This is a genomic window from Pseudomonas sp. Pseusp49, from assembly GCF_059491875.1.
Genome location: NZ_CP168514.1, coordinates 2574572 through 2600040, shown reverse-complemented (window position 1 = coordinate 2600040; position 25469 = coordinate 2574572). Strand labels below are relative to the sequence as shown.

The window sequence follows — 25469 nt, the reverse complement described above, 5'->3', positions numbered from 1 at the left end:
TGCGGCGCTTGCCTGTTGCGTCAGGTGCCGGTGTACTTCGGTGAACGCTGCTCGGCCTGGGCCATGCGCCCTTCGGCGTGATCTTCGCTGTCGCGCAGCAACCCCCAGTGCAGATGGGCCTGGGTGACGAAATCCCGGGGTGCGAGGTGGGCGGTCTGCAAGGCCAGGCGCTTGATCGACTGCACTGCCAGCGGGCCATTGGCGGCAATGCGCCCGGCCAGATCCAGCGCCGCCGGCAGCAGACGGTCCTGGGGCAGCAGCTCTATGATCAAACCGATGTCCAAAGCCTCCTGCGCGCCGATCGACTCCCCAGTCAGGGCCATTTTCATCGCGTGTGCCGCCGGGATCGCACGGAGCAGGTACTGCACGCCGCCGGCCGCTGGAATGGTCGCGTCGCACACTTCAGGCAAGCCGAACGTAGCGCTGGACGAAGCGATGCGCAGATCGCATTGCAGCGCCAGCTCAAGACCGCCGCCCAGGCAGGCACCATTGATGGCGGCAACCACCGGCTTCCAGATATCCAGGTCGCTGAGGTCGAACAGTCGGCTGTAGCCGCCCTCCTCGGCTTCGGTTTCGCGACTCTTGAGGGTGCCGGCGACGAACCCCGAAGCGGCCAGCAGCGACTCCTTGTGGCTCGCGCCGCTGCAAAATGCACGTTCGCCGGCACCGGTCAGCACGATGACCCGCACCTGTTCGTCATCCTGGCAGGCGCCCAGCGTCTTGCGCAGGTGCATCAAATCGCTGAGGGTCAGCGCGTTGTTCGACTGTTGCGCATCGAGCGTGACAAGTGCCACGTGATCGATGATCTTGAACTGAATGGCCATGGGTGACTCCTGCGCTGCGCGGATCTTTATGTTTTATCGGGGCCAACGCGCTCAGGCGCGCCATCCCAGACCCAGCTCACGCAAGCGCTCGATGGCCGGCGTGTCGAAGCCCCAGTCGCGCAGTGCGTCGCCGCCGTGTTCACCACGCTCGGGAGCGGGTTGCGGTTGCGCCGATGGCGTGCCAAGGAAGCGCGGAGCCGGGACCGGTTGCACCACCCCGTCGACCTCGATGAAGCTGCCACGGGCAACGCCATGGGGATGCCGGGCGGCTTCGACAAGCCCCAGCACCGGTGCAACGCAAGCGTCGCTGCCTTCGAACGCGGCCACCCACTGCTCGCGGGTGCGGCCCAGGAACGCAGCGGTGAAGGCCTCACGCAGCCGCGGCCAGCCAGCGCGGTCGTGCTGATTGGGCAAGTCGGCGTTGGACAGTCCGAGGATTTCCAGCATCTGCGCATAGAAGCGCGACTCGATCGGCCCGATTGCCATGTACTGGCCGTCGCGGGTTTCGTAGGTGTCGTACCAGGGCGCGCCACCGTCGAGCAGGTTGCTGCCGCGCTGTTCTGTCCAGTGCCCGCCGGCGAGCAGGCCCCAGATCACCGAGCCCAGTTGCGCCGCACCTTCGGTCATGGCCGCGTCGACCACCTGGCCGGCGCCGCCGCGCTGCACATTGACCAGCGCCGCCAGCACGCCCATCGCCAGCAGCATGCCGCCACCGCCGTAGTCGCCCACCAGGTTCAGCGGCGGCACCGGTCGCCCACCGGCCGGGCCGATGCTCGACAACACACCCGACAAGGCGATGTAGTTCAGGTCATGCCCGGCGCGGTCAGCCATCGGGCCGGTCTGGCCCCAACCGGTCATCCGCGCATAGACCAGACGCGGATTGCGTTCAAGCGCGATGTCGGGGCCAAGACCCAGGCGCTCCATCGTGTCGGGGCGAAACCCTTCAATCACCACATCGGCACGTTCGATCAGTTCCAGCGCAGCGGCGACACTGTCCGGGCGCTTCAAGTCGAGGGTGACCGAACGCCGATTGCGCCCGGTAATATCGGCACGCTTGCCTTCCAGCTTCGGCCCCAGGTCACTGGCCTTCTGCGGGCGGTCGATGCGCACCACGTCGGCGCCCATATCGGCCAACAGCATGGTGCCAAACGGCGCCGGCCCGATTGCCTCAAACTCCACCACCCGAATGCCACTCAGTACGCCCATCGCCAACGCTCCACTGTTCTGACGGAGCGCCACAGCACTCCTATTCTTGTGCCTTCCAGTAGATCAATCCGTTGATCGACGACCACCACCCACATCGGGTGGTGGCCGCCAAAGACAGGGTCATGCCACCCATGCCCTGGGTTACACTCGATGAGATTCGACGCACCCACAAAACAAGAAAGAATCGGACAGCCCCATGGATAAACACCGCAAGTCCAATGCATCGGACCCCCATGCCAGCCAGGTCTTCAATCCGGTTCAGTCCCCGATCGTCAGCACCAAACTGATTCCGCCGCGCAGCACCGGGCGCCTGATTTCCCGCGAGCGCCTGCAGGATCAGATGCTCAAGGCCCGACGCTTGCGCTGCATCGTGCTCAAGGGGCCAGCCGGCTGCGGCAAGACCTCGACCCTGATCGCCTGGCGCCAGGCGCTGTTGCCGTTGGGGTTCGACGTGGCGTGGCTGACGCTGTCGGCGGACGACAACGAACTGACGCGTGTTCTTGACTACCTGCTGGCGAGCCTCGGCCAAATCGACCCGGCGCTGGTGCGGGACGCGACTCAACTGGAAGGTCGCGGCATCGACAGCGAAGCCGTTGAGCGCACTGTCATCACCCTGGTGCGCAGCATTGCCAGCCGTGGCCGTGAACTGGTGCTGGTACTCGACGACCTGCACCACCTGACCGACGTGGGCATTCACCAGGCTCTGCAATGGCTGATCGACTACGCCCCGGCCAACCTGCACCTGGCGCTGGTATCGCGCAGTGCCGTGCCGTTGTCCCTGGCGCGGTTGCGCAGCCAGGAACTGGTGCTCGAGCTGAACCTGCGGGACTTGCGCTTCACGGCGGTCGAGTCCGAACAGTTCCTCAAGGCGCAGTTGGGCGAGATCAATGCCCGCGACGCCAGGATGATGCATGAGCTGACCGATGGCTGGGTCGCCGGCCTGCAACTGCTCGCCGTCAGCCGCAAAAAGAACCGCCCGCCTGCCACCCCGGACGCCACGTCAGTGCACCCGCAGCTGCGGGACGATCAAGCCTTCGCCAGGTTTTTCGAAGTCGAAGTGCTGTCTCACCTGTCGCCGACCGACCTCGACCTGCTGCTGCTCATGGCCGTGTGCAACCGATTCTGCGCCTCGTTGTGCGCCGCTCTCAGCGGCCACCCGCAGGCGGTTGCCGAAGCGAATGCGCTACTGACGCGCATGGAGCGGGACAACCTGTTCCTGATCCCGGTGGACAGCGCCGAACGTGAAACCTGGTATCGCCTGCACCCGCTGTTGCGCGAAACCTTGCTCAAGTATTTCGACTCCCGCAGCCAGGCCGAACAACACGCGGTGCACGTGCGGGCGTGGCACTGGTTCCGTGACCACAATCACCTGGATGAAGCGGTGCACCATGCGGTCATGGGCGGCGACCCGGCTGCCGCCGCCGACCTGGTGGAGCAACACGCCGAGGCGCTCTACGCCCATGGCGACCTGCGCATGTTGATCGAGCTGGTACGGCTGTTGCCGGTCGAACAGGTACAGGCCCGGGTCAAGCTGCGCATCCTCAAGGCGCGGATGCAGTTGTATGCCCGGGATTTCGTGGCCTGCAGCGCCAGTCTCGAACAACTGTTTCGCGACGTCCCCGAGAGCGAAGTCCATGACCACTTCATGATCTCGCTGCTGCGCGCCTCCCTGGCCCTGCAACGCGACGACACCGACGCGGCCATGACGGTCCTGCCGCAACTGCTCAACCCGCCGCCGGGCAGCAACAGCGTGGCCATCGGCTCCTGCGCCAATATCCTGTCCTGGCTGTACATGCACCGCGGCGAATACGAAAAGGCCCGGCAGGTACAACTCGACCGGCCGAACCTGCTGATCAATGGCGAACCGCTGCTGGGGACCACGGCCGGCAGCCTTCAGGGACGTTGCATGATTGGCTTGAGCCTGGCCCTTGAAGGCCAGATGACTCAGGCGGAAAGGGTTTACCGCGACGTGCTGCATGAGGCCGGCCAATGTGGCAAGGCCGGTGCCGACGCGACTTATCTCTCCGCCGCGCTGCTCGGTGAGGTGCTGTACGAAACCAACGATGTCGACGCCGCGTTCAAAATGCTCTCGGGCTGGATCGACATTCTCGAACGGATTTCGATTCCCGATTCCGTCCTGCGTGTGCTGCAAGTGTTATGGAACGTGCAATGGCTGGCAGGTAACCATCAAGAAGCCCTGGCGTTTGTCGAGCGGCTGGATGAGTACGCGATCAAACTCGGTCTGGAGCGCCTGCAAGCCTACTGCCTGACCTGGCAAGTGCGCTGGTTGCTGATTCTCGGGGAGACGGCACAAGCCCAGGCCAAACTGGCACGCCTGGAAGCCATCGACGCGCGTCACCCGGATGCAGGGCACACGGCCCTGAAGGAAATCCACATTCTGGCCGAGAATGCCCGCGCTCGCTGGCAACTGGTCCAGGGTGATCTGGACGGGGCTTGCGATCGCATAGAACGATTGATCGAAACCTGCGACCGGCATCGTCGCCAACTCGGGGCAACGCGCCTGCTGGTGCTCAGCGCCGTGATCGAATCCGAACGCGGCAACCCTGAACGGGCACGGCTCAAAGTCATCGAAGCCTTGCGCCGAGGTCAACGCTTTGGCCTGGTGCGCAGCCTCCTCGACGCCCATCCGGATGGCTTGAAACTGATCTGCGATATCGCCGCCCGCGAAACCCTGGACCCGGTGCTGGCGTTTTATGTCGAGCGCTTGCAGGCGGCCGAGGCCACGACTCCGGCGATCTCGAAGGCCAAACCTGCGACAACGGCCACCAGCAAACCGTTGACGGCCGGGATCGAGCCGTTGAGCGAGCGGGAAATCGAAGTCGTGCGCCTGCTGGCCCAGGCCCTGCCCAACAAGAAAATCGCCCGTGCCCTGGGCCTGTCCCCGGAAACCGTGAAATGGCACCTGAGCCATATCTACAGCAAGCTCGGCGTCAGCAGCCGCGATGAAGCGGTGGCCCGGGTGCGCGATCTGGAATCCCAGGATGACAGCAACGTCCACCCCTGAAACCCTGTAGGAGCTGCCGCAGGCTGCGATCTTTTGACTTTGTTTTTCAAGAACAAGATCAAGAGATCGCAGCCTGCGGCAGCTCCTACATGGATTGTTTTTTTCCCTGCCACCCGGCTCGGGTGGCGTTCGGGCCACGGGCCCCACCTATCGTAACCCTCAGATCAAAGGCGCAGTCCGCGCCTTACGTAAGCGCTCGGCCCAAGGCCGGCCTGCCATGTTTGAGGAGTCTTGCGTGCACATCGCCCGAACCGTTTTCCGCGACGACCATGAGATGTTCCGTACCACCGTGCGGCGCTTTTTCGAACGCGAATGCCTGCCGCGCCAGGCCGCCTGGGACAAGGCCGGCCAGGTCGACCGCGAGACCTGGCTCAAGGCCGGCCGCGAAGGCTTGCTCGGCATCACCCTGCCCATCGAATACGGTGGCGGCGGCGGTGATTTCGGTCACTGCGCGGTGTTCAACGAGGAGTTCGCCCGGGCCGGCGTGAGTGGCGCCTACTTCGGCATGCATTCGGACGTCATCGCTCCGTACATCAATCGCTGCGGTAATGAAGAACAGAAACAGCAGTGGCTGCCGGGCATTTGCTCGGGCGAGACCATCCTGGCCATCGCCATGACCGAGCCCGGCACCGGCAGCGACCTCAAGGCCGTGCGCACCACCGCCGTGCGCGATGGCGACGAATACGTGATCAACGGCAGCAAGACCTTCATCAGCAACGGCCTGACCGCCGACCTGGTCATTGTCGTGTGCAAGACCGACCCGGCTGCCGGCGCCAAGGGCATCAGCCTGATCGCCGTGGAAGCCAGCCGCGCCGGCTTCAAGCATGGGCGAAAGCTGGAAAAGGTCGGCCAGCACGCCCAGGACACCGCCGAGCTGTTCTTCGACAACGTCCGCGTGCCCGTCGGCAACCGCCTCGGCGAGGAAGGCCTTGGCTTTACCTACCTGATGGGCGAACTGCCCCAGGAGCGCTTCTCGATCGCCGTGTCCGCCGCCGCGAAGCTGGAGCGCCTGCTGGAGCAGACCCTCGAATACGTGAAGGACCGCAAGGCCTTCAACCAGACGGTCTGGGACTTCCAGAACAGCAAATTCAAGCTCGCCGACATCAAGGCCCAGGCCACCGCCATGCGGGTGATGGTCGACTACTACCTGGGCGAGCACATGCGCCGGCGCCTGACCCTGGAAGAAGCGGCCATCGCCAAGCTCTTCACCACCGAGACCCTGTGGAAATGCATCGACGACATGGTCCAGCTGCACGGTGGCTACGGCTACATGATGGAGTACCCGATCGCCCGCGCTTTCGTCGACTCACGGGTCAATCGCATCTACGGCGGCACCAGTGAAGTCATGCGCGAAATGATCGCGCGCAAGCTCTGAACCTCTCAAACAACAAGGAAAACAACGATGAGCAATAAAGTGTTCGTTGCTGGCGTCGGCATGATCCAGTTCAAGAAACCGGGAACCAACGAGCCCTACGACGTCATGGGTGAACAGGCGATCCGCCAGGCCCTGGCCGATTCGGGTGTGGATTTCAATGACATCCAGCAGGCCTACGCCGGTTATGTCTACGGCGACTCCACCTGCGGCCAGAAAGCCTTGTACCGCGTGGGCATGACCGGCATTCCGCTGATCAACGTCAACAACAACTGCGCCACCGGTTCCAGCGCCCTGTTCCTCGCTCGCCAGGCGGTACAAAGCGGCGCGGTGGACTGTGCCCTGGCGTTTGGCTTCGAACACATGAACCCGGGCGCCTTGAAATCCGCCTGGACCGATCGCGCACCGGCCACCGAACGTGCCCTGGTGCTGGCCAACGAACTGATCGGCATGCCTGACCTGCCCAATGCCATCCGCCAGTTCGGCGGCGCCGGCTACGCGCACATGCAGAAGTACGGCACCCGACTGGAAACCTTCGCCAAGATCCGCGCCAAGGCCAGCCGTCACGCCGCCAATAACCCGCTGGCGGTGTTCCGCAACGTGGTGAGCAGCGAAGAAGTCATGGCCGCCCCGATGTTGTGGGAAGGCGTGATGACGCGATTGATGGCCTGCCCGCCGACCTGTGGCGCTGCCGCGGCCATCGTGGTGTCCGAGGCGTTCGCGAAGAAGCACGGCCTGCGCACCGACGTATTGATGGCCGGCCAGGCGCTGACCACCGACCTGCCGAGCACCTACGACGCCAGGGACATGATCCGCGTGGTCGGTTTCGACATGACCCGCATGGCGGCGGACATCGCCTACAACCAGGCCGGTATCGGCCCGCAGGACGTCGACGTCATCGAACTGCACGACTGCTTCGCGCAGAACGAACTGTTGACCTATGAAGGCCTGGGCCTGTGCGCCGAAGGCGGCGGCGAGCGACTGGTCAACGATGGCGACAACACCTATGGCGGCAAATGGGTGACCAATCCGTCCGGCGGCCTGCTCTCCAAGGGCCACCCGTTGGGCGCCACCGGCCTGGCCCAGTGCTTTGAACTGACCCACCAATTGCGCGGCACCGCCGAACAACGCCAGGTGCAGGACGCGCGCATTGCGGTGCAGCACAACCTCGGCCTGGGCGGCGCCTGCGTGGTCACCGTTTACCAGAAAAACTGACGCGCCCGCAGAGCAAAGGAGCCATTTCGATGATCGACAAGAAACACATCGGCAGACAACTGCCCACTTTCCTCGTGACCGCCGAAGCCGGGCAACTGCGCTTCTTCGCCAAGGCCACCGGTGAAACCAACCCGGTTTACTTTGACGAACAGGCCGCACGCGATGCCGGGTATCCCAACCTGCCGCTGCCGCCGACCTTTCTGTTCTCGCTGGAGTTCCAGATTCCCTCGAACGCCTGGCGTGACGAACTGGGCATCGTCACCGCGCGCATTTTGCACGGCGAAGAATCCTTCCGTTATCACCGCATGGCCCATGCCGGCGACACGTTGCGCTTCGATGTGCGCATCGCCGACATCTACGACAAGAAAGGCGGCGCCCTGGAATTCGTGGTGCGCGAAACCCGAGTCACCAATCAGCACGGTGAGCACGTTGCGGACCTGCGCAGCGTGCTTGTGCAGCGCAACAGCTGAAGCGGAGAACACTGATGAACGCGATTAGCCTGGAAAAAATCAACGTCGGCGACACCCTGCCATCACTGGCCCTGCCGCCGATCAACCGCACCACCCTGGCCCTGTTCGCCGGTGCGTCGGGTGATCACAACGCCATCCACATCGACACCGATTACGCCCGCCGGGCCGGCATGCCCGACGTGTTCGCCCACGGCATGCTGTCGATGGCCTACCTCGGTCGCCTGCTGACCCAGTGGGTCGATCAGCGCCAGTTGCGCGAGTTCGGCGTGCGCTTTCTCGGCATCACCCACCTGGGTCACCAGATCACCTGCACCGGCACTGTCGTCGAGCGCTTCGAGGTCGAGGGCGAGCAACGGATCAAGGTCGAAGTGCGCACCACCAATCAATACGGCGAGACCAAGATCGTTGGCGACGCCGTGATCGCCCTGTAAACAAAACTGATCACTGAGGAGCAACACCCCATGGCAAAACTCGAAGGCAAAGTCGCACTGGTCACCGGTTCCGGTCGTGGCATCGGACAACAGATCGCCCTGAAACTGGCAAGCGAAGGCGCGCGCATCGTCATCAACGACCTGGACGCCGACCCGGCCCACGAGACCGCTGAAATGATCCGCAAGCTGGGTGGCGAAGCCGCCGTCTGCCACGGCAATGTCAGCGCCCCTGACTTCGGCGACCGCTACGTCAAGACCGCGATGGACAACTTCGGCGCCATCGACATCATCGTCAACAACGCCGGCTACACCTGGGACGACGTGATCCAGAAGATGAGCGATGAGCAGTGGTACGCCATTCTCGATTGCCACATGACCGCGCCCTTCCGCATCCTGCGTGCCGCCTACCCGATCATCAAGGCCCAGGCCCAGGCCGATGCGGCGGCCGAGCGCGAGGTGTTCCGCAAAGTGGTGAACATTTCTTCGGTGTCGGCCCTCAACGGCAACGCCGGGCAAATGAACTACTCCTCGGCCAAGGCCGGCGTGATCGGCATGACCCGTGCGCTGGCCCGTGAATGGGGTCGTTTCAAGGTCAACGTCAATGCCGTGGCCTTCGGTTTCATCGAAACCCGCATGACCAAGGCCGACGCCCATGCCGGCGCCACGGTGAACATCGAAGGCCGTGACATCCGTGTCGGCATCAGCCCGGAAGCCGCCAAATCGTTCGCCCAGCGCAACCCGCTGGGTCGTCCGGGCACCGTGCAGGAAGCGGCTGATGCGGTGTACCTGTTCTGCTCGCCAGAGTCGAACTACATCACGGCGCAGACCATCGCGGTGGCTGGCAATCTGCAATAAGTAATAGAGATAAACAACCACCACTGTGGCGAGGGGGCTTGCCCCCGTTGGGCTGCGCAGCGGCCCCCGACAATCTGTCAGTTGTTGCGAATCGGCAGAGACACGACTGCTTCGCAGCCGAATGGGGTGGTGCGGCACTCCGACAAGCCCCCTCGCCACAAAAGCTCCTCCGCCACAACTTCGTTTGAGTTTTGATGACCGCAGGACCACTCCATGAACATGACTGAAAGCAACATCCGCCTGGCCGCCATCAAACTGATCTCGCGCAATGGCTTCGGCTCGATGAGCCTGCGCCAGCTCGCCACTGAAGCCGGCATCAACGCCTCGACGCTGTACCTCTACTACAAAGGCAAAAACGAACTGCTGCTGGAGCTGATTCTCGAGTATTTCCAGGGGGTGTCCCGGGAGTGGGCACGGCATCGCCCCAAAAAATCCGCGACCGCCGATATCAAACTGCTCGCCTTCATCGCCTGCCACGTGCGTTATCACCTGGAACACCAGGACGAGGCCATGCTCGGCAATCTGGAGTTCAGAAGCCTCGGCGAAGAGGATCTGGAGCACGTCCGCCAAGCCCGGCGTCAATATCTGAACGCCCTGCAGGAACTGCTGGAACAAGGGGTCAAGGAAGGTTCGCTGAGCTGCGCCGACCCCAAACTGATGGCCCGCACCCTGTTCAACATGCTCACCCATGCCTGCGTCTGGTACCAGGCCGATGGTCGCTGGGGCATCGATGCCGTCATCCGCCATTACTCGGAACTGGTGTTGAAAATGCTCGGCGCCGCGCCTGTTCCGTCGCCCGGGATACCGGCCCCACGAGCCTTGGTCACCCGTCGCCCGATGACCGCGGAGGCACGCCCATGAGCGATCTCATGCAACCGTTTTCCATGGCCGGCAAGACCGTCCTGGTGGCCGATGCCAGCACCCGACTGGGTGCGCATTTCGCCCGCCTGATCAGCCTCGCCGGCGCCCGTGTGGCCCTCGGCGGCCAGCACCCTTCGCAATTGGAGCAACTGGCGGCCGATCTGCATTGGGAAGGTGGCGAAGTCATGGTCGTCAGCCTCGACAGCGCCCGCAGACCGAGCATCGAAGCCGCCCTGGACACCGTGCAAGAGCGATTCGGCAGCGTCGATGTGCTGATCAACAACAGCGCCGAGCGCGAGCATGTTGCCCTGAACAATCACATCGTCCACTGCACCAGCCTGCACATGATCAAGGCCGAACGCGGTGGCAGCATCGTCAATATCGACCCGCCGCCGCGCCCCATCAGCGAGCCGAACCCGTGCCTGCGCGCCAATAGCAGCCTGATCCGCATGAGCCGCGCCATGGCCCAGTCGCTGACACCCCACCGCATTCGCGTCAACGTCATCGCCGCCGGTCGAGGCAAGGACGCCGGCCTGCAAGAACTCAACGGCCCCTTGTTACTGCTGGCCAGCGGTGCCGGCGCCAGCGTCACCGGCGCGGTACTGCATATCTGACGCGGCGCACTTCCCTGTAGGAGCTGCCGCAGGCTGCGATCTTTTGATCTTGAAAATCAACGTCAAAAGATCGCAGCCTGCGGCAGCTCCTACAGGTCAGCGCCACCTGATACGGGTGGCGCGAACCTTTTGACGACGTTCGAACATGGCCGCTGGTCGCCCTGTGCGACGCCCGTCAACAAGGAGCCAGTCAGATGACTCGCATAAAAAAGTGGCTGCCGAAACTCGCCCTGGTGGCGACAACGGTCATGGCAATGGCGGCGAATGCCGCTGACAAACCCAACATTCTGGTGATCTTCGGCGATGACATCGGCCAGACCAACATCAGCGCCTATTCCATGGGCGTGGTCGGCTACAAGACGCCGAACATCGACCGCATCGCCCACGAAGGCATGCTGTTCACCGACTACTACGCGGAAAACAGCTGCACTGCCGGGCGCTCGTCGTTCATCACCGGCCAGTCACCGCTGCGCACCGGCCTGACCAAGGTGGGCGTACCGGGCGCGCCGATCGGCCTGCAAAAACGTGACATTACCATCGCCCAGGCCCTCAAATCCCAGGGTTACGCCACCGGCCAGTTCGGCAAGAATCACTTGGGCGACAAGGACGAATTCCTGCCGACCAATCACGGTTTCGACGAGTTCTTCGGCAATCTCTATCACCTCAACGCCGAAGAGGAACCCGAGCGCCCCTACTGGCCCAAGGATGACCCGGACTTCGTCAAGTCCAGGACGCCGCGTGGCGTGATCCACAGCTACGCCGACGGCAAGATCGAAGACACCGGCGCGCTGACCGCCAAGCGCATGGAAACCATCGACGACGAAACCACCGCTGCCGCTCAATCCTTCATCGAGAAACAAGCGAAGGCCGACAAGCCGTTCTTCGTCTGGATGAACACCACGCGCATGCATCTGTTCACCCACGTACGCGACTCGATGAAGGGCCAGAGCGGCATGCCCGGCAACGATTACGCCGATGGCATGCTGGAACACGACGGCGACGTCGGCAAACTGCTGAAGACCCTCGACGACCTGAAAATCGCCGACAACACCATCGTTGTCTACACCACCGACAACGGCCCGAACCAGTTCTCCTGGCCGGACGCGGCGACCACGCCGTTCCGTAACGAGAAGAACTCCAACTGGGAAGGCGCCTACCGCGTGCCGGCGATAGTCCGCTGGCCAGGCAAGATCAAGCCGGGCGCAGTGTCCAACGAGCTGTTCTCGGGCATGGACTGGTTCCCGACCTTGCTGGCAGCCGCGGGCGAAACCGACGTGAAGGAAAAGTTGCTCAAGGGTTGGGCACCGACCTCGGGCGGCAACAGCTTCAAGGTGCACCTGGACGGCTACAACCAATTGCCGTACCTGACCGGCCAACAGCCTAAAGGCGAGCGTCGCGAGTTCTACTACTTCAACGACGACGGCGTGCTGGTATCGATGCGTTTCGACAACTGGAAAGTGGTCTTCGCCGAACAGCGCGAACCCGGTGGCTTTGCGGTGTGGAGCAGCCCGTTCGTGCCACTGCGCGTGCCGAAGCTGTTCAACCTGCGCATGGACCCGTATGAGCGGGCTGACCTGGTCTCGGACCAGTACAACGACTGGCTGGTGAAAAACTCTTACCTGATGGCCGCGGGTGTGGCCAAGGCGGCGCGCTTCCTGCAGACCTTCATCGAGTACCCACCGAGCCAGAAGCCTGCCAGTTTCAGCGTTGACCAGATTCGTGCTGCGGTCGATGCAAAAATCGAGGAGAAGCTGAAAAGCCAGGCCAAACCCTAGGTGTATCGAGGCCGCCTGAATGCCAACGGCCAACCCGCCCAGGTGAAATTAAGCTTGGGCTAAGGTTGCTTGTTTAGTCTTCGAAGCTTTCAGGTAGTCGAGCATTTCGAAGATGGCCCGTGTCGATACAAGCGCCAAACCGCCGTTCAGCATCGTGCTGGTGAATTACAAAACCCTCGATCTGACCAGGATCTGCCTGGACCTTTTACGTGAGCCTGCACGCAAAGCCGGCATACCCGTCTGGGTGGTGGACAACGATTCGGCGGACGCCAGCGTCGAGTATCTGCGCTCACTGGACTGGATCAACCTGATCGAACGCGATGCCCCCACCAAAGAACCCGGCCACATCGCCCATGGCAAGGCACTGGACATGGCGCTTTCCAAGGTCGATACCGACCATCTGTTCCTGATGCACACCGACACCTTCGTCTTCGATGCCAGCATCTTTACGATGATGATGGAGCACTGCACCAGGGACCGAAATGTCATCGCGGTCGGCTGCACCGAACAACTCAATCGCGGGTTGCCAAGGACTGTCTGGCGCTTCACCTCACGCTTCGCAAAGCACCATTTTCGCCGGCTGAAACTCTCCCTGGGCCTGCGCTCAAGAGAGCCGAAGCCCTACACCGAAACCCACCTGAAAAGCTTTTGCACCCTGTGGAATTGCAGGCTGATGAAGCAGCAGGGTCTGCATTTCCAGATCGATGACCGGGTGCCCGGTTATGAGCTGCAGGACCGCGCGATCGGCCTTGGCTACAAGGTGGTGTTTCTGTCCCCCGGCAAAATCTTCAAGTACCTGGACCACGTCCAGGCCGGCACCGTCGCCGCCGCTGGCGGATATGGCCGGGATCACCGCCGGACCAAAATGTACCAGGACATTCTCCAGCGCTTCAGTGCCGACAATCCCTAGATGGATTGAACAAATCGCACTCACAGAAAAGCCCACTGACCGTCAATCCCGGGGGAACACAGATAACGAAATATCTGTAGGAGCTGCCGCAGGCTGCGATCTTTTGATCTTGCTTTTGCGATCTGGAGATTGCTGAAGATCAAGATCAAAAGATCGCAGCCTTCGGCAGCTCCTACAGGGGAACGCGTGCTCCACCAAACTGGACGGCGGACTCACTGGCTCATGATGAACGTCGCCAGGCTTTTCAGGTCGTCCGGGCCCAATTGTGCGAAGGGCGGCATGGGCACATCCCCCCACTTCCCGCTGCCGCCATGCTGAATGCTGGACATTACCCGGGCCAGCGCCTGCGGGTCATTGGCATATTTGGCCGCCACATCGTGATAGGCCGGGCCGACGACCTTATGGTCGATTGCGTGGCAGGACAGGCAGGCGTTGTCCTTGAGCAAGGCTGAAGCCACTTTTACCACCGACACCGTCGGCGGCTGCTCCAGCGGCGGGTTCGAGGCCGCCTGGACATCTGCGTCGCTGGCCTTGGCACTGCCGTAGGTCGCCGCCAGGTACGCGCCGATCACACTCACGTCCTGGTCGCTGATCGGAGCACCGTACACGTGCTGCATCTTGCCCGCTTCGGCGGTCCACTGCGCCAGGCTCATGCCGGGCGGCTGGAAGTTGATGTAGTCGGCCGAATGGCAGATGGAGCACTTCTGCTGCGCCAAAGGGTAACCAGGCAGCGAACTGGGCTTGAACACTGCCGTTTCCGGCGGCAAGGTGATCGAGAGTGGCGCCGCGTCAGCCAGGGTCATCAGGCAAACCTGGGCGGCGCACAACAGGGAGGTCAAAAATTTCATGCAGCCCTCCTCAGGCGACGGTCACGTGGCGGGTTTCGACGACGTGGCGGCGGTAGCCACCGGGGTTCCAGTCCGCTTGCAGCGGCTGCGTCTCGCCGGCCCTGTTGCTGGCTCGCACCATCAACTGAGTGGCGCCCTTGTTGGTAAAGGTGATCGGCAGCGTCCACTCACGAAAGGAGAAACGGCCCAGGTCCTGCCCGAGGGTGGATTCGCGCCAGTTGGCTCCGCCGTCGATCGACACCTCGACCTTGTTGACCCCGGCGCCGCCGTCGAACGCGATGCCCTTGAGCACCAGGCTCTGGTTCAGCGGCAATACATCGCCGTGTTTGACGCTGGTGATGAAACTGCGCACCGGCAGTCTGGAAATCGGTTGGGTCTTCGCCGCCGTGGTGCCGGGGGCAATGCACAGGCAATCGTTATCCGGAACCCTGTACCCCTTGGCCATGAAAAAACCGTCGTAGGTATGGTCGACGACTTCGATCTCACTCAGGTGCTTGACCCAGTACGTGCCGAAATAACCGGGTACCACCAGACGAATCGGGTAACCGTTGAGAAATGGCAGGTCGGTGCCATTCATCGACCAGGCGATCATCGGCTCGCCGTCCATGGCATGGCTGATGTCCAGCGCCTTGATGTACTCCGGCGTGCTCGGCAGCACCGGCTTATCGAGTCCACGGAAGGTCACTTGCATGGCACCGCCTTTCACACCGGCCTTTTCCAGTACCGCCTTGAGCGGCACCCCCAGCCACCGCGCATTGCCCATCGAGCCATTGCCCAACTGAGCCCCGAACACCCGCGGCATCGAGAAGCCACGGCTGTTGCCCGAACACTGATTGACGGCCACCACCTCCACCGGCTCGGCAAGCGCCTTGAGTTCGGCAAGGGAAAGCGACAGCGGCGTGTCGACCAAGCCCTTGATCGTCAGGCGGTAGCTGTCCGGATCGATGCTGGTCGGGAAATTGGCCAGGTGGTAGCGCACAAAAAACGCGTCATTGGGCGTGATAGCCCCTTCATTGAAGACAGAGAACGGCGTCTCCAGGTGCGGCGGCCGCGTGGTCACCAGGGTCAACGGGCGTTTTTGCGGGTATTGCACCAGCGGTCGCGGGCCCGCGGCAAAGGTCACTTCCTCAGTGTTTTCCTCGGCGGCCCTGGCCAGATTTGCCACCGGCGAAGCCGCCAACGCCAACGTGAAAGCATCGCGTAAAACCCGCCGGCGGCTCGGCTGGCGGCTGTCTATAAAACTGAACTTCATTCTGCGCTCTCTATGATTGTTTTATCGAGATGCAACTGACTACTGTGGGAGCAAGCTCGCCCCTACAAATTCCCGCCAGGGCAAAGAGGTATCAGACTTACGGTTTCGCGTTACCCGGGTCGGTAAACAAACCAGTATCGTCACGGCCAACCTATCTGCTTCACATTGAGCGTCAGATACTTGGCAATTGATGACAGGGATTGCCGATATGTGCGGCATAGAGAGAGTGCTGTTCAATTAAGCCCGATGCCTCAGACACACCTGCTTTCTGTGGCGAGGGAGCTTGCTCCCGCTGGGCTGCGCAGCGGCCCCAAAAAATGTGCCGTTTTTTTATGTGAGTGCTACGCACTCAAGCGGGAGCAAGCTCCCTCGCCACGGGTTTTCTCTGACTGAAGAGATGCTGAAGTGAACAGCATTACGGCGTAGAGAAGCCCTTTCGAAAACGATGTCCTGGTCATCGCCCACAAAAAAACCCACTGACCGTCGCCGATTCAGTGGGCTTTTTTTGATCCGGCGTCTACTTACAGAGCCATATCACTCGCAGCACTAGGCTTCGGCGCTTTCGCATCCGTATCGACAGTCACTGGTTTCACAGCCGGCGCGATCACCGCTGGTGGCGGAGTCAGTTCCAGCACCTTGGCGGTGTAGGCCCACTCCTCAGCAACCTTCTCGGGGCTGTTGTTCAGCTGGGTGCCGTAGCTCGGTACGATCTGGTGCAGTTTTGCCTGCCACTCAGGGCTCGCGACCTTGTCCTTGAACACTTTCTGCAGCACGGTCAGCATGATCGGTGCGGCGGTCGATGCGCCTGGGGAGGCGCCCAGCAGGCCGGCGATGCTGCCGTCTTGCGAAGCGACGATTTCGGTGCCCAGTTTCAGCACGCCACCGGCGGCTTCGTCACGCTTGATGATCTGTACGCGCTGGCCGGCTTGCCACAGGCGCCAGTCTTCAGCCTTGGCGTTCGGGAAGTATTCCTTCAGGGCGTTGAGGCGGTCTTCATCCGACAGCATCAGTTGGCCGGCGAGGTACTCGACCAGCGGGTATTCCTTGATGCCGACCTTGGTCATTGGCCACACGTTGTGGGTGGTCGTGGTGGTCAGCAGGTCCAGGTACGAACCTTCTTTCAGGAACTTGGTGCTGAAGGTCGCGAACGGGCCAAACAGGATCACGCGCTTGCCGTCCAGCACGCGGGTGTCCAGGTGCGGAACCGACATCGGCGGTGCGCCCACCGAAGCCTTGCCGTAGGCCTTGGCCAGGTGTTGTTCGGCGATGGTCGGGTTCTCGGTCACCAGGAACGAGCCGCCTACCGGGAAGCCTGCGTATTCCTGGGCTTCAGGAATGCCGGACTTCTGCAGCAGGTGCAGGGCACCGCCGCCGGCGCCGATGAACACGAACTTGGCGTCGGTTTCGGTCTTGCTGCCGTCTTTCAGGTTTTTGTAGCTGACGCGCCAGCTGCCGTCGGCGTTCTTGGTGATGTCCTGTACTTCGCTGGACAGCTTCAAGTCGAACTTCGGCGTGGTTTGCAGGTGTGCAACGAACTGACGCGTGATTTCGCCGAAGTTCACGTCGGTGCCGATCGGGCTCCAGGTGGCCGCGATTTTCTGGTTCGGGTCACGCCCTTCCATCATCAGCGGCACCCACTGCTTGATCACGGCCGGGTCTTCGGAGTACTGCATGCCGGCGAACAGCGGGCTCGCCTGCAGGGCGTCGTAGCGTTTTTTCAGGAACTTGATGTTGTCATCGCCCCACACGAAGCTCATGTGCGGCGTGGAGTTGATGAACGAACGCGGGGTCTTCAGCACGCCTTGCTGAACCTGCCAGGCCCAGAACTGACGGGAAATCTGGAAGGCTTCGTTGATTTCAACGGCCTTCGGGATCGAGACCTTGCCGTTCTCGTCTTCCGGGGTGTAATTCAGCTCGGCCAGGGCAGAGTGACCGGTACCGGCGTTGTTCCAGCCGTTGGAGCTTTCCTGGGCGACGCCGTCGAGGCGCTCGATCATTTCCATCGAAGTGCCAGGTTCCAGCTCGTTGAGCCAGACACCCAGGGTCGCGCTCATGATGCCGCCGCCAATGAGCAGTACGTCGACCTTCTTGGCTTCTTCGGCCTGGGCTGTCGTCATCCCCAACGACAAGGCCAGCCCCAGCAGGGCTGTGTTCACTTTCTTAAACATCTGTAGCACCTATGATAAAACGCCATCCGCCCTTCCATCCTCATGCGCACAGCCCCCGTGTTTCACGGCAGTCACGGATGCGGCACTCAAGGATTGCAGGGTGGGCACACAAGGCCGATGAACTGCATCGACCCCAGTTTTTTGTCCCTTCTGAACTGACTTTTTATCTTTATTGGCTTCAGCTACTTGAGCGACAGTGATTCCGTCGGCACGTCTCGAGGACACGCCAACTGAATAGGTCAAACCAAGTTGGGGCGAAGAATATCACGACATGGCTAACCCGCGCGTCTGTTCGCGACTCTATGGTCCGGTCGCTGATAAACCTGTAGGAGCTGGCTTGCCAGCGATGGCGCCCTGCGATGCGATACAACACTCAAGGCCGCCATCGCCGGCAAGCCGGCTCCTACGGGGTGCAGTGCACGAGGTAGCGGCGGATCGGCGACTATACTCAGTGGTCTTCAGATGAGCCGGTGAGGACAAGTCATGAGCGACAAAGACGATCTGCGCAAGTACTCCTCTCAAGTAATCGACGGCGTCGAAGCCGCGCCCGCCCGGGCCATGCTGCGCGCCGTGGGTTTTACCGATGCAGACTTCGACAAGCCGCAGATCGGCATCGCCTCGACCTGGGCCATGGTCACCCCCTGCAACATGCACATCGACAAGCTGGCGCTCGAGGCCGAAAAAGGCGCGAATGCCGCCGGCGCCAAGGGCGTGATCTTCAATACCATCACCATCTCCGACGGCATCGCCAACGGCACCGAAGGCATGAAGTATTCGCTGGTGTCCCGCGAAGTAATCGCCGACTCCATCGAAGTGGTCACCGGTTGCGAGGGTTTCGACGGTCTGGTGACCATCGGCGGCTGCGACAAGAACATGCCGGGCTGCCTGATCGGCATGGCGCGGCTCAATCGCCCGTCGATCTTTGTCTATGGCGGCACCATCCAGCCGGGGGCCGGGCATACCGACATCATTTCCGTGTTCGAGGCCGTGGGCCAGCACGCGCGGGGCGACATCAGCGAAATCCAGGTCAAGCAGATCGAGGAAGTGGCGATTCCCGGCCCCGGCTCCTGTGGCGGCATGTACACCGCCAACACCATGGCCTCGGCCATCGAGGCGCTGGGCATGAGCCTGCCCGGCTCCAGCTCCCAGGACGCCATTGGCGGCGACAAGGCGTCGGACAGTTTCCGCGCCGGCCAACAGGTCATGGAACTGCTCAAGCTCGACCTCAAGCCCCGGGACATCATGACCCGCAAAGCCTTCGAGAATGCCATACGCGTGGTGATCGCCCTCGCCGGCTCGACCAACGCCGTGCTGCATCTGCTGGCCATGGCCAACGCGGTGGATGTCGAGCTGACCCTGGATGACTTCGTCGAGCTGGGCGAGATCTCCCCGGTGCTCGCCGACCTGCGCCCCAGCGGCAAGTACATGATGAGCGAGCTGGTGGCCATCGGCGGCATTCAACCGCTGATGAAACGCATGCTCGATGCCGGCATGCTGCACGGCGATGTACTGACCGTCACCGGCCAGACCCTGGCGGAAAACCTCGCCGGCGTGCCCGACTATCCGGCCGGCCAGGACGTGATCCGGCCCTTCGACCAGCCGATCAAGAAGGACTCGCACCTGGTCATCCTGCGCGGCAATCTCTCGCCCACCGGCGCCGTGGCCAAGATCACCGGCAAGGAAGGCCTGCGCTTTGAAGGCACGGCGCGGGTCTATCACGGGGAAGAAGGTGCGCTGGCCGGCATTCTCAACGGCGAGGTGCAGCCCGGCGAAGTGATCGTGATCCGCTACGAAGGGCCCAAGGGCGGGCCGGGCATGCGCGAAATGCTCTCGCCGACGTCAGCGGTCATGGGCAAGGGTTTGGGCAAGGAGGTGGCGCTGATCACCGACGGGCGCTTCTCTGGTGGCTCGCATGGTTTTGTGGTGGGGCATATCACGCCTGAGGCGTTTGAAGGCGGGCCGATTGCGCTCGTCGAGAATGGCGACAGGATCATCATCGATGCGCAAACCCGGCAGATTACCGTGGATGTGTCCGATGCCGTGCTGGCCGAGCGCAAGTCGCGCTGGGTGCGGCCGGAGTCCAAATACAAACGCGGGGTGCTGGCCAAGTATGCGAAGACCGTGTCCAGTGCTTCGGAGGGGGCGGTGACGGACAAGTACCTTTAAGGTCAAAAGATCGCAGCCTGCGGCAGCTCCTACAGAGGTACGCGATCCCTGTAGGAGCTGCCGCAGGCTGCGATCTTTTAAAGCCTGAACCGATCCACCGACTGCGACAGCTGCCCCGCCAGGCTGGACAACTCATCCGTGGTCGAAGCCGTCTGCCCGATCACCTTGCTGTTGCCTTCGGACATGCCGGCAATCATCTCCACCTGATGGGCGATCTCGTTGCTGGCCAGGCTTTGCTCGCCAATGGTACGGCTGATGTCATTGACCAGTTGCGTGGTGTGCAGCGTGGCATCGAGGATCTCGCGGATGGCGCGCTCGACATCGGCCGTCACCGCCATGCCTTTGTCGACCTGGGCCACGCCCTCCTCCATGCTGATCACCGCCTCGCGGGTGCTTTGCTGGATGCGTGCGACCATGCTGGCGATTTCCTGGGTGGAAGCGCTGGTGCGCCCCGCCAGGCTACGGACCTCATCGGCCACCACGGCAAAACCGCGTCCCTGCTCGCCGGCGCGGGCGGCTTCGATGGCGGCGTTGAGTGCCAGCAGGTTGGTCTGGTCGGCGATGCCCTTGATCACCTGGATGATGTTGAAAATCCCCTCGGACTCCTTGTCCAGCGTGCGGATCACCTGCGCCGACTGCTGCGCCGAACGCGCGATGCCGTCCATGTCGCTGACCACCTGGTGGATCACCCGACCGCCATCCTTGGCCAGGGCTTCTGCCTGATTGGCCATGTTCAGTGCCCGCTCGGCATGCCGGGTGATTTCCTCGATGCTCGCGGTCATTTCGCTGGCGGCCGCGGCCATGGTGCTGGCCGCCGCGCTTTGCTGCTGGCTGCTGCCGGCCACCTCATGGCAGCCGTTGCTCAGCAGTTCGCTCATGCCGCTGACGCCGTGGGCGTTACTGCGCACGACTTCGATCATGCCGCGCAAATCCCGCTGCATGGTTGCCAGACTACGAATCAAGGCGCTGGCTTCGTCCTTGTGGGTGGGCTCGACAATCGGCTCGCTGAGGTTGCCATGGGCGATGCTCTCGGCAATGCGGCTGGCGGTTTGCAACGGGCCCATGATGCTCAGGATCGCCGAGCGCCCCAGGGCCAGCAGCAACAACAGGCTGGCGATCAGCACGCCGCCGAGGGTCAGGTTGGCGTTGCTGATGACTTGCGCGGTGCCCTGGCTGGTCTGTTGCGTGTCGCTTTCGATCAACTCGCTGAGGGCCTCCATCTGGTCTTCCAGTTGGCTGAAGGCGTTGTTGAACGTGCCCAGTTCCTGTTGCGCAGCTTCCGGGTTTTCCAGGGCCAGCCCGACGATGCGTTCGGCGGCGCTGATATAGGTGTCGAGGCTGGGCTTGATCTTGTTCAGGCCGGCCTTGATGGTGTCGTTGACCGGCAGCTTGAGGTTTTCCCCGAGCACATCGCGAAAGCGTTGGGCGTGCTCTTCGATGGAACTGCGCACCTCGGTTTTGCTGCTGGTGCTCTTGTTCAAGCCCACCAACATGGCCGACAGCACGTCGGCGCGCAACGCGTCGTGCATCATGTCGGCTTCGAGGTGATTGCGCAGCGCGGCCATGCTGACGTTGTTGTCGTCCACGGCCTCGGCCATCCGGGCGTTCCCCAGGTAACTGACCAGGCTCATGATCAACGCAGTCAGTAGTCCGGTGCCGATCAGCAATATCAAACGCAGTTTTATGGACACTCTGTGGTTCCTCTCTGGCACGTTGGACGGCGGGCTTGCACCGCGCGGATGGCACTCTTGAAGAGGTTATCGACGGGGCCACGCAGTAATTGAAGCCTATCCCCACAGATTGTGTTTTTTGCGACATGCGGTCGTCACCGGTTGCTTTTGCAGCATGCCACGCAGGGACACCAGCGACAGGCTGGCAATCGCACCGGCGACCGCGATGGCCATGTCCTTTTGCGAATCCCACGGATCGTTTTGCGCGCCGACGAAGGCCTTCGCCGTGTCATTGCCCAGGAAGGCACCGCCGATCCACTCCACCAGTTCGTACAGGGCGGAGGTCGACAGCATGATGTTGAGGGTCACGAAAAACAGCCAGAACCCGCGCAACGGCGTCAGCCGCCACAGGACTTCGCGCACCGGATATGCCAGCAGCAGCCCGTAGCTCAGATGCACCAGCCGGTCGTAGTGATTGCGGTGAACACCCGATGCCTGCTCGACACTGAACCCGAACCACGCAGACGACCAGTGTTCGTAGGGGACCAGGGAATAGGTGTAATGGGCGCCCAGTTCATGCACGCACAAAAACGCAAACACCAGGGTGACGGACGTCGCCGATAAACGAAACCGCCGAGAAACCGCGACCAGCGTCCCCACCAGCAACAGCACCAGCAGGTTCTCCAGCGCCCAGTCCACCCGGCTGCGGGGAGAAAAACCCGACACCACGACGATCACCAGGAACACCATCAGCAACGTCAGGTCATGCCGTATACGTTGGTTCGGCTGCATGGCTGCAATACCTCGAAGTCAGGACAGCGCCCTTTTAACTTCGAGGCAAGGTCGCCGGGCAAGTTCGCTTTTTCCCTCCAGCGCGTGATAAGTTGTACGATGACTGATGAATACTCATCCAATCATCGCGTCATCCCTACAACAACAAGGAAACACCCATGAAAAAAGCAAAAGTGCTGATTGGTTTTCTGTGCCTGTTCACCGGCTACGTCGCCGCCACCCCGGCCGCCGCGGACAAGGACGTGGCCGAGGCCGTCGACCACCTGACCCAGGCCATGCTGCACAAGGACATCCCGGAACTGAAAGCCTTGACCGCCGAGAACCTGACCTACGGGCATTCCAGCGGCAAGATCCAGGACAAGCAGGCCTTCATCGCCGACATCGAAACCGGCAAAAGCGCGTTCAAGACCCTTGAGATGCAGAACCAGACCATCACCGTCTCCGGCGATGTCGCGCTGGTCCGCCACCATTTTTCGGCACAGGCGCTCAAAGGCACCGAAGTGGTGCCCACTGAAATAGAGAACTTCCAGATCTGGCAAAAGCAGGACGGCAAATGGCTGTTGGTGGGACGGCAGGCGTTCAAGTTCTGATGCACTGCTGAGGCCACCACAAAACCTGTGGGAGCGGGCTTGCTCGCGAAAGCGGAGTGTCAGACACCCATGATGTCGACTGACATGCCGCTTTCGCGAGCAAGCCCGCTCCCACAAGGGGCTTTATGGCGTACCCGGAATTTGTGCACAGCAACATTCAACTGTGGGAGCGGGCTTGCCCGCGAAAGCGCTGGGTCAGTCAACACTTGTGCAAGCTGACACTCCGCCTTCGCGAGCAAGCCCGCACACACAAGGGGCTTTATGGCGTACCCGGAATTTGTGCACAGCAACATTCAACTGTGGGAGCGGGCTTGCCCGCGAAAGCGCTGGGTCAGTCAACACTTGTGCAAGCTGACACTCCGCCTTCGCGAGCAAGCCCGCTCCCACAAGGGGCTTTATGGCGTACCCGGAATTTGTGCACAGCAACATTCAACTGTGGGAGCGGGCTTGCCCGCGAAAGCGCTGGGTCAGTCAACACTTGTGCAAGCTGACACTCCGCCTTCGCGAGCAAGCCCGCACACACAAGGGGCTTTATGTCGTACCCGGAATTTGTGCACAGCAACATTCAACTGTGGGAGCGGGCTTGCCCGCGAAAGCGCTGGGTCAGTCAACACTTGTGCAAGCTGACACTCCGCCTTCGCGAGCAAGCCCGCTCCCACAAGGGGCTTTATGGCGTACCCGGAATTTGTGCACAGCAACATTCAACTGTGGGAGCGGGCTTGCCCGCGAAAGCGCTGGGTCAGTCAACACCTGTGCTAGCTGACACTCCGCCTTCGCGAGCAAGCCCGCTCCCACAGGGGATTTGCGGTGGTCAGTTGCCTTTCCACTCCCGCGGGCTCAGCCCGGTCTTGCGCCGGAACGCCCGGGCCAGCGCCGAGGGGCTTTCGTAGCCGACTTCCTCGGCAATCAGCGCTATCGGCCGGCCCTCGCGCAGGCGCTTCTGCGCCAGGCTGATGCGCCAGCTCACCAGGTAATCCACCGGCGTCTGCCCGACCACCCGGCGAAAATGTTCGGCGAAACTGGCCCGCGACATGTTGGCGGCAACCGAGAGTTCGGCCACGCTCCAGGCCTTGGCCGGGCTTTGATGCATCAGGCTGAGAGGCCGCGCCAGGCGCGCATCGGCAAGGCCCGCCATCATGCCCGGCTGCTGGCCCGTGGTGCTCAGGATGTGCCGCAGCAACAGAATCACCAGTAGCTCGAACAGGCGATCCATCACCGCTTCACGCCCGCACGTACCGTCGAACGCCTCCTTGAACAGCCATTCCAGGGTCCCGGCCAGGGTCGGGATTTCATCGAGCTTGAGCACCAGGTAATCCGGCAGCGCCGCCGCCAGGGCATTGCCCGCACCGCCGTCGAAATCCAGGGTCGCGCACACCAGTTGCGTGCCGGATGCTTCAGACGCAAACAGACGATGCCTATAGGGCCGGGGGAAAAAGATCAGGCTCGGCTCGGTCAGTTGCAGGTCCGGCTGGTCGCCCATTTTGAGCAGCAACTCCCCCGCCTGAAGCAGGTGTAAATGACCGCTGGCCTGCTGGCCGTCGTAGGCGACGGTGCCGCAGAACATACCGCTATGGAAAGTGCCGGCATTGACGCCGAAATGGGTGAGCAACGTGGACAAGCGATCCATGACAAGGCTCCCAAGGGCAGTTCTGGACGATCTGTCGCATATCCTCGACGATTTGCATCCAATACGCCAGATCTTCTCCCTAACATGAGCTCCGTACCCAGCGCATTCCGCGCCTTACATCACGGAGTATCACCATGACCCGCATTGCCCCGATCAGCCTGGAAAACGCCACCGACACCACCCGCCCGCTGCTGGAAGGCGTGCAGAAGAAAATCGGTTTTCTGCCCAACGTCTTCAAAGTCCTGGCCCACGCACCGGCCGTGCTGGCCTCGTACCTGCAAAACTCGGCCGCACTGGGCAAGACGTCCCTGAGCGCCACGGAAAAGGAAGCGGTGTCCCTCGCCACTTCGCAAGTCAACGGCTGCGACTACTGCCTGGCGGCTCATTCGGTGTTTGCCGGCAAGGCCGGGCTGTCGAAGCAGGAGATCCTCAGCGCACGACACGGCGAGCTTAACGCCATAGCCACCCTCGCCCGCCAGGTCACCGAAAGCCGTGGCCACCTGAGCGTCGAGCAGATCGCCGCTGCCCGTAACGCGGGTATCGACGACGGCAAGATCATCGAAGTGATCGCCCATGTGGCTTCGCAAACGTTGACCAACTACCTGAACAACGCAGCCCTGACCGACATCGACTTCCCGGCCATCGACGCCTGAATGGATCCAGCCTCACTCCTGCCTGAAACAACCTGTGGGAGCGGGCTTGCTCGCGAAGGCGGTGTATCAGTCGACATCATAGGTGTCTGACACTCCGTCTTCGCGAGCAAGCCCGCTCCCACAGTGATTGTGTTCAAGCGAACGA

General features: G+C 62.1%; 21 protein-coding genes and 1 pseudogene. 13 read left to right on the top strand and 9 right to left on the bottom strand.

Annotation, left to right across the window (positions count from 1 at the left end; all coding sequences use genetic code 11):
• Positions 1-20: 20 nt before the first annotated feature.
• Positions 21-824, bottom strand: a complete 804-nt coding sequence (locus ACEN83_RS11790; protein WP_495580373.1) for an enoyl-CoA hydratase/isomerase family protein — start codon at positions 822-824, stop codon at positions 21-23.
• A 51-nt stretch (positions 825-875) separates the two neighbouring features.
• Positions 876-2030, bottom strand: coding sequence for a CaiB/BaiF CoA transferase family protein (locus ACEN83_RS11785; protein ID WP_495580372.1), 1155 nt, complete (start codon positions 2028-2030; stop codon positions 876-878).
• Between the two features lie 196 nt (positions 2031-2226).
• On the opposite strand from ACEN83_RS11785, the gene ACEN83_RS11780 reads away from it, so the two are divergent.
• From ACEN83_RS11780 to ACEN83_RS11735, 10 genes are all read left to right on the top strand, one after another.
• Positions 2227-5055, top strand: a complete 2829-nt coding sequence (locus ACEN83_RS11780) for a winged helix-turn-helix domain-containing protein (RefSeq protein ID WP_495580371.1) — start codon at positions 2227-2229, stop codon at positions 5053-5055.
• Positions 5056-5272: 217 nt separating this feature from the next.
• Positions 5273-6430, top strand: a complete 1158-nt coding sequence (locus tag ACEN83_RS11775) for an acyl-CoA dehydrogenase family protein (RefSeq protein WP_495580370.1) — start codon at positions 5273-5275, stop codon at positions 6428-6430.
• A 27-nt stretch (positions 6431-6457) separates the two neighbouring features.
• Positions 6458-7642: a lipid-transfer protein gene (locus ACEN83_RS11770; RefSeq protein WP_116582127.1), complete on the top strand. Its 1185-nt coding sequence runs from the start codon at positions 6458-6460 to the stop codon at positions 7640-7642.
• A 29-nt stretch (positions 7643-7671) separates the two neighbouring features.
• Entirely contained in the window at positions 7672-8112 is a 441-nt protein-coding gene (locus tag ACEN83_RS11765; RefSeq protein ID WP_015094619.1) for a MaoC family dehydratase N-terminal domain-containing protein, read from the top strand.
• Between the two features lie 14 nt (positions 8113-8126).
• Entirely contained in the window at positions 8127-8543 is a 417-nt protein-coding gene (locus ACEN83_RS11760; protein WP_218484016.1) for a MaoC family dehydratase, read from the top strand.
• Positions 8544-8573: 30 nt separating this feature from the next.
• Positions 8574-9398, top strand: a complete 825-nt coding sequence (locus tag ACEN83_RS11755) for an SDR family NAD(P)-dependent oxidoreductase (RefSeq protein ID WP_007974186.1) — start codon at positions 8574-8576, stop codon at positions 9396-9398.
• Positions 9399-9611: 213 nt separating this feature from the next.
• Complete coding sequence (locus ACEN83_RS11750) at positions 9612-10259, top strand: TetR/AcrR family transcriptional regulator (protein ID WP_495580369.1); 648 nt, start codon at positions 9612-9614, stop codon at positions 10257-10259.
• A complete protein-coding gene (locus ACEN83_RS11745; protein WP_495580368.1) occupies positions 10256-10873 on the top strand; it encodes an SDR family NAD(P)-dependent oxidoreductase in 618 nt (205 codons plus the stop codon). Before ACEN83_RS11750 ends, ACEN83_RS11745 begins: the two co-directional genes overlap by 4 nt.
• Positions 10874-11067: 194 nt before the next feature.
• Positions 11068-12648, top strand: a complete 1581-nt coding sequence (locus tag ACEN83_RS11740) for an arylsulfatase (RefSeq protein WP_495580367.1) — start codon at positions 11068-11070, stop codon at positions 12646-12648.
• A 112-nt stretch (positions 12649-12760) separates the two neighbouring features.
• On the top strand, positions 12761-13558 hold the full coding sequence (locus tag ACEN83_RS11735) for a glycosyltransferase family 2 protein (protein WP_495580366.1): 798 nt from the start codon (positions 12761-12763) through the stop codon (positions 13556-13558).
• Positions 13559-13770: 212 nt separating this feature from the next.
• Here ACEN83_RS11735 and sorB read toward each other — a convergent pair whose 3' ends face one another.
• The 3 genes from sorB to mqo form a co-directional block, all read right to left on the bottom strand.
• The gene (sorB, locus tag ACEN83_RS11730; protein WP_495580365.1) at positions 13771-14406 is read right to left on the bottom strand and encodes a SorB family sulfite dehydrogenase c-type cytochrome subunit; all 636 of its coding nucleotides are present in this window, start codon (positions 14404-14406) and stop codon (positions 13771-13773) included.
• A gap of 10 nt (positions 14407-14416) precedes the next feature.
• Positions 14417-15658, bottom strand: a complete 1242-nt coding sequence (gene sorA, locus ACEN83_RS11725) for a SorA family sulfite dehydrogenase catalytic subunit (protein WP_495580364.1) — start codon at positions 15656-15658, stop codon at positions 14417-14419.
• Between the two features lie 521 nt (positions 15659-16179).
• Positions 16180-17826 (bottom strand): malate dehydrogenase (quinone), encoded by a 1647-nt coding sequence (mqo, locus tag ACEN83_RS11720; RefSeq protein ID WP_495580363.1) that lies wholly within the window; start codon positions 17824-17826, stop codon positions 16180-16182.
• Positions 17827-18309: 483 nt separating this feature from the next.
• Here mqo and ilvD point away from each other — a divergent pair, with 483 nt between their 5' ends.
• Positions 18310-19992, top strand: a complete 1683-nt coding sequence (gene ilvD, locus ACEN83_RS11715; protein ID WP_495580362.1) for a dihydroxy-acid dehydratase — start codon at positions 18310-18312, stop codon at positions 19990-19992.
• Between the two features lie 77 nt (positions 19993-20069).
• On the opposite strand, the gene ACEN83_RS11710 is transcribed toward ilvD, so the two are convergent.
• The 3 genes and pseudogenes from ACEN83_RS11710 to ACEN83_RS11700 all read right to left on the bottom strand — a co-directional run bounded on the left by ACEN83_RS11710 (position 20070) and on the right by ACEN83_RS11700 (position 22454).
• Positions 20070-20795 carry a methyl-accepting chemotaxis protein gene (locus tag ACEN83_RS11710; RefSeq protein ID WP_407802995.1) on the bottom strand — a complete coding sequence of 242 codons (726 nt, stop codon included), beginning with the start codon at positions 20793-20795 and terminating at the stop codon, positions 20070-20072.
• Positions 20796-20927: 132 nt separating this feature from the next.
• Positions 20928-21683 (bottom strand): annotated as a pseudogene (locus tag ACEN83_RS11705) (MCP four helix bundle domain-containing protein); the annotation flags it as partial.
• Between the two features lie 96 nt (positions 21684-21779).
• Positions 21780-22454 (bottom strand): DUF2238 domain-containing protein, encoded by a 675-nt coding sequence (locus ACEN83_RS11700; protein ID WP_495580361.1) that lies wholly within the window; start codon positions 22452-22454, stop codon positions 21780-21782.
• Positions 22455-22612: 158 nt separating this feature from the next.
• Between ACEN83_RS11700 and ACEN83_RS11695 the strand changes: the two genes are divergently transcribed.
• Positions 22613-23044 (top strand): nuclear transport factor 2 family protein, encoded by a 432-nt coding sequence (locus ACEN83_RS11695; protein ID WP_495580360.1) that lies wholly within the window; start codon positions 22613-22615, stop codon positions 23042-23044.
• Between the two features lie 811 nt (positions 23045-23855).
• Here the strand turns inward: ACEN83_RS11695 and ACEN83_RS11690 are convergent.
• On the bottom strand, positions 23856-24671 hold the full coding sequence (locus tag ACEN83_RS11690) for an AraC family transcriptional regulator (protein ID WP_218479943.1): 816 nt from the start codon (positions 24669-24671) through the stop codon (positions 23856-23858).
• Positions 24672-24805: 134 nt separating this feature from the next.
• On the opposite strand from ACEN83_RS11690, the gene ACEN83_RS11685 reads away from it, so the two are divergent.
• Positions 24806-25324 carry a carboxymuconolactone decarboxylase family protein gene (locus tag ACEN83_RS11685; protein ID WP_495580359.1) on the top strand — a complete coding sequence of 173 codons (519 nt, stop codon included), beginning with the start codon at positions 24806-24808 and terminating at the stop codon, positions 25322-25324.
• The last annotated feature ends 145 nt before the right edge of the window (positions 25325-25469 follow it).

Coding starts and splice junctions, on each gene's coding strand:
- ACEN83_RS11790 (WP_495580373.1), bottom strand. CDS start 824: ATGGCCATTCAGTTCAAGATCATCGATCACGTGGCACTTGTCACGCTC.
- ACEN83_RS11785 (WP_495580372.1), bottom strand. CDS start 2,030: ATGGGCGTACTGAGTGGCATTCGGGTGGTGGAGTTTGAGGCAATCGGG.
- ACEN83_RS11780 (WP_495580371.1), top strand. CDS start 2,227: ATGGATAAACACCGCAAGTCCAATGCATCGGACCCCCATGCCAGCCAG.
- ACEN83_RS11775 (WP_495580370.1), top strand. CDS start 5,273: ATGTTTGAGGAGTCTTGCGTGCACATCGCCCGAACCGTTTTCCGCGAC.
- ACEN83_RS11770 (WP_116582127.1), top strand. CDS start 6,458: ATGAGCAATAAAGTGTTCGTTGCTGGCGTCGGCATGATCCAGTTCAAG.
- ACEN83_RS11765 (WP_015094619.1), top strand. CDS start 7,672: ATGATCGACAAGAAACACATCGGCAGACAACTGCCCACTTTCCTCGTG.
- ACEN83_RS11760 (WP_218484016.1), top strand. CDS start 8,127: ATGAACGCGATTAGCCTGGAAAAAATCAACGTCGGCGACACCCTGCCA.
- ACEN83_RS11755 (WP_007974186.1), top strand. CDS start 8,574: ATGGCAAAACTCGAAGGCAAAGTCGCACTGGTCACCGGTTCCGGTCGT.
- ACEN83_RS11750 (WP_495580369.1), top strand. CDS start 9,612: ATGAACATGACTGAAAGCAACATCCGCCTGGCCGCCATCAAACTGATC.
- ACEN83_RS11745 (WP_495580368.1), top strand. CDS start 10,256: ATGAGCGATCTCATGCAACCGTTTTCCATGGCCGGCAAGACCGTCCTG.
- ACEN83_RS11740 (WP_495580367.1), top strand. CDS start 11,068: ATGACTCGCATAAAAAAGTGGCTGCCGAAACTCGCCCTGGTGGCGACA.
- ACEN83_RS11735 (WP_495580366.1), top strand. CDS start 12,761: ATGGCCCGTGTCGATACAAGCGCCAAACCGCCGTTCAGCATCGTGCTG.
- sorB (WP_495580365.1), bottom strand. CDS start 14,406: ATGAAATTTTTGACCTCCCTGTTGTGCGCCGCCCAGGTTTGCCTGATG.
- sorA (WP_495580364.1), bottom strand. CDS start 15,658: ATGAAGTTCAGTTTTATAGACAGCCGCCAGCCGAGCCGCCGGCGGGTT.
- mqo (WP_495580363.1), bottom strand. CDS start 17,826: ATGTTTAAGAAAGTGAACACAGCCCTGCTGGGGCTGGCCTTGTCGTTG.
- ilvD (WP_495580362.1), top strand. CDS start 18,310: ATGAGCGACAAAGACGATCTGCGCAAGTACTCCTCTCAAGTAATCGAC.
- ACEN83_RS11710 (WP_407802995.1), bottom strand. CDS start 20,795: ATGGCCGCGGCCGCCAGCGAAATGACCGCGAGCATCGAGGAAATCACC.
- ACEN83_RS11700 (WP_495580361.1), bottom strand. CDS start 22,454: ATGCAGCCGAACCAACGTATACGGCATGACCTGACGTTGCTGATGGTG.
- ACEN83_RS11695 (WP_495580360.1), top strand. CDS start 22,613: ATGAAAAAAGCAAAAGTGCTGATTGGTTTTCTGTGCCTGTTCACCGGC.
- ACEN83_RS11690 (WP_218479943.1), bottom strand. CDS start 24,671: ATGGATCGCTTGTCCACGTTGCTCACCCATTTCGGCGTCAATGCCGGC.
- ACEN83_RS11685 (WP_495580359.1), top strand. CDS start 24,806: ATGACCCGCATTGCCCCGATCAGCCTGGAAAACGCCACCGACACCACC.